The sequence below is a fragment of the Streptomyces sp. NPDC096048 genome (assembly GCF_044763415.1).
Lineage (GTDB): Bacteria > Actinomycetota > Actinomycetes > Streptomycetales > Streptomycetaceae > Streptomyces.
This window is the reverse complement of record NZ_JBIWGG010000028.1, coordinates 1-3,716: the sequence shown is the minus strand read 5'-3', so window position 1 is coordinate 3,716 and position 3,716 is coordinate 1. Positions and strand designations below refer to the sequence as shown.

The window sequence follows — 3,716 nt, the reverse complement described above, 5'->3', positions numbered from 1 at the left end:
CCACACCCACCGGCATCGCACCCCGCGTCACCACCACCAGACGCGAACCCGCGAACCGCTCACCGGCAAGCCACTCCTGCACCACACCCAACACCCGGTCCAACACCGACCGCACCCCGGCAGGCACACCCACCGAACCGTCGGACACGCCACAGTCCAGCAGCACCACGCCCGGCACGTCGGCGTCCTCGCCGCCCTCGCCCACCTCTGTCCAGGCAGCCCAGGCCGGCTCCGCGGTAGTGTCCACGGCGGTCAGCACCCATTCGGTGCCGTACAACGCGCCCCCGTCAGCGGACGCGGAGACGAATTGGTCGGCGGAGAGCGGGCGGCTGGCTATGGAGCCGACCGTCAGGACCGGGGCACCGGTCACGTCGGCGACGGACAGGGAGACGGCACGGCCGTCGAGCCGACCGATCCGGACGCGGACGGCGGCGGCGCCGACCGCGTGCAGGGAGACGTCGTTCCAGGCGAACGGGACGGCCGTCTCGTCGTCGCTGTCGTTGAGGATGCCCGCGTGCATCGCGGCGTCCAGCAGGGCCGGGTGCAGACCGAACCGGCCCGCTTCGCCCGCCGCCTCCTCCGGAAGGGCCACCTCGGCGAACAACTCCTCCCCCCGACGCCAGGCCGCACGCAGCCCCCGGAACACCGGCCCGTACCCGTAACCACGCTCCCGGAAGACCTCGTACGCCGCCTCCACCGGCAGCGCCTCGGCCCCCGCCGGCGGCCACTCACCCCACTCGGCCGCAGCCGCCACAGCCGTCTCCGTGAGGAAACCGGAGGCATGGGCCGTCCACTGCGCATCACCGGCGCTCTCAGGGCGGGAGTAGACAGCGACCGTGCGACGCGCGTCCGTGTGCGGGCCGACGACGACCCGCACCTGGAGACCGCCGCTCTCGGGCAGCACCAGTGGTGCCGCCAAGGTCAGTTCCTCCAGGGTGGCGCAGCCTGCCGCCTCGCCGGCCGCCAGGGCCATCTCCACCAGGCCCGTGCCGGGCAGCAGGACCCGGCCGAGAACCACGTGGTCGGCGAGCCACGGCTGGGCCTCCACGGACAGCCTGCCCGTGAGCACCACGCCACCGGAGTCCGGCAGAGTCACCACCGCACCCAGCAACGGGTGCTCCGCGGCGTCGACACCGGCCGACCTCGGGTCCGCCGCCGTGACGGCGGTCGTCTCGGGCCAGTAGCGCCGGCGCTGGAAGGCGTAGGTCGGCAGGTCGACGGCACGGCCGCCGGTGCCGTCGAGGACGGCGGCCCAGTCGACGCCCAGACCGGTGACGTGCAGCCGGCCGAGGGCGGTCAGTGCGGTGCTCTCCTCGTCACGGTCCTTGCGCAGCAGCGGGACCAGGACCGCGTCCTCACCAGCGCGCTCCCGCGCCATCCCGCAGAGCACACCGTCCGGACCCAGCTCCACGAACCGCGAGACACCCTGCTCCACCAGAGCCCGCACACCGTCGTCGAAACGCACCGCCTCACGCACATGACGCACCCAGTACTCCGGACCCGCCAGCTCACCGGCCTCCACCACCCGACCGGTCACATTGGACACCACCGGCACCCGCGGCTCACCGAACGACAGCCCCGCAACCACCTCACGGAACGCACCGAGCATCGGCTCCATCAGCGGCGAATGGAACGCGTGCGAAACCCGCAGCCGGCTCACCCTGCGTCCCTGCTCCCGGAACACCTCGGCCACCGCCCCGACGGCCTCCTCGACACCGGAAACGACCACCGACGACGGGCCGTTCACCGCAGCGACCGACACACCCGTGTGGGCCTCCAGGTGCTCAGACACCTCCGCCTCGGTGGCCTCCACCGCCACCATCGCACCCCCGGCCGGCAGCGCCTGCATCAGCCGGCCACGCGCGGCGACCAGAGCACAGGCATCCTCCAGCGAGAACACCCCTGCCACATGCGCCGCCGCCACCTCACCGATCGAATGCCCCGCCACGAACTCCGGCCGCACACCCCACGACGTCAGGAGCCGGTACAGCGCCACCTCGACGGCGAACAGACCCGCCTGCGCATACGCGGTGCCGTCGAGGACGGACTCGTCTTCGCCCCACACCACCTCACGCAGCGGACGCTGTAGGTGCTGGTCGAACGCCGCGCAGACGGCGTCGAACGCCTCCGCGAACACCGGGAACCGCGCATACAGCTCACGCCCCATACCCAGCCGCTGCGAACCCTGCCCCGAGAACAGGAACGCGGTGCGCCCCGTGCCGGCGGCCACACCCTCCAAGACCCCGGCGTTCGGCAGGCCCGCCTCCAGCGCCGCGAGCGCCGCGTCACGGTCCTCGGCCAGCACCACCGCACGGTGATCGAACCGGGAACGCTGCGTGGCCAGGGAGAACGCCACGTCCAGCACATCCGCCGACCCGGCCGCCAGGAACTCCCGCAACCGTCCCGCCTGCGCCCGCAACGCCTCCGCCGACCGCCCGGACAACACCAGCGGCAGCACACCCGGGGCCAAGGAAGCGACGCTTTCGGCCTCCCTCTCCGCCTCGGGCTGTTCCAGGACGAGATGCGCGTTGGTACCACTGATACCGAACGAGGACACACCCGCCCGACGCACACGCTCCCCGCCCGGCCACTCCCGCACCCCGGTCAGCAGCTCCACCGCACCCGCAGACCAGTCCACATGCGACGACGGAGCATCCACATGCAACGTCCGCGGCAACACCCCATGCCGCATCGCCATCACCATCTTGATCACACCCGCCACACCCGCGGCAGCCTGCGTATGACCCAGATTCGACTTCACCGACCCCAGCCACAACGGCCGGTCCCCCTCACGCCCCTGACCATAAGTAGCCAGCAGCGCCTGCGCCTCGATCGGATCACCCAGCGTCGTCCCCGTACCGTGCGCCTCCACCACATCCACGTCCGCCACCGACAGACCACCACTGGCCAACGCCTGCCGGATCACCCGCTGCTGCGAAGGACCGTTCGGCGCCGTCAACCCATTGGACGCACCATCCTGATTCACCGCCGAACCCCGCACCACCGCCAACACCCGATGACCACGACGCCGCGCATCCGACAAACGCTCCAGCACCACCATCCCCACACCCTCGGACCAGCCGGCACCGTCCGCGGAGTCGGAGAATGCCTTGCAGCGGCTGTCGGGCGACAGGGCGCCCTGGCGGGAGAACTCGACGAAGGCTGTGGGAGTGGCCATCACCGTCACACCACCGGCGACGGCGAGCGAGCACTCGCCCGAGCGCAGTGCCTGTGCCGCCCAGTGCATAGCGACGAGAGACGACGAACACGCCGTGTCCACCGTCACCGCCGGGCCCTCGAACCCGAACGTGTAAGACACACGACCCGACGCGATACTGCCGGCGCTGCCGTTCCCCCTGTAGCCCTCGTACTGCTCGCCGGTCAAGATGCTGCCGTAGTCGTTGTACATGACGCCGGCGAAGACGCCGGTCTGGCTGCCGCGCAGCGACACCGGGTCGATACCGGCGCGCTCAATGGCCTCCCACGTCGTCTCCAGCAGCAACCGCTGCTGCGCGTCCGTGGCCACCGCCTCCCGCGGACTCATCCCGAAGAACTCCGGATCGAACTCGGCCGCATCGTGCAGGAAACCACCCGAGCGCGTGTACGACGTACCCGCTACCCCACGGTCCGGGTTGTACAGCGACTCCACATCCCAGCCACGGTCCGACGGGAACTCCGAGACCGCGTCCACACCCTCCGACACAACACGCCACAGA

1 protein-coding gene is annotated in these 3,716 nt (G+C 71.2%); it reads right to left on the bottom strand.

What is annotated here, in order from left to right; translation table 11 throughout:
• Positions 1–3,716, bottom strand: a 3,716-nt coding sequence (locus ACIQ6R_RS37015) for a type I polyketide synthase (protein WP_404226437.1), incomplete at both ends; no start/stop codon positions are given.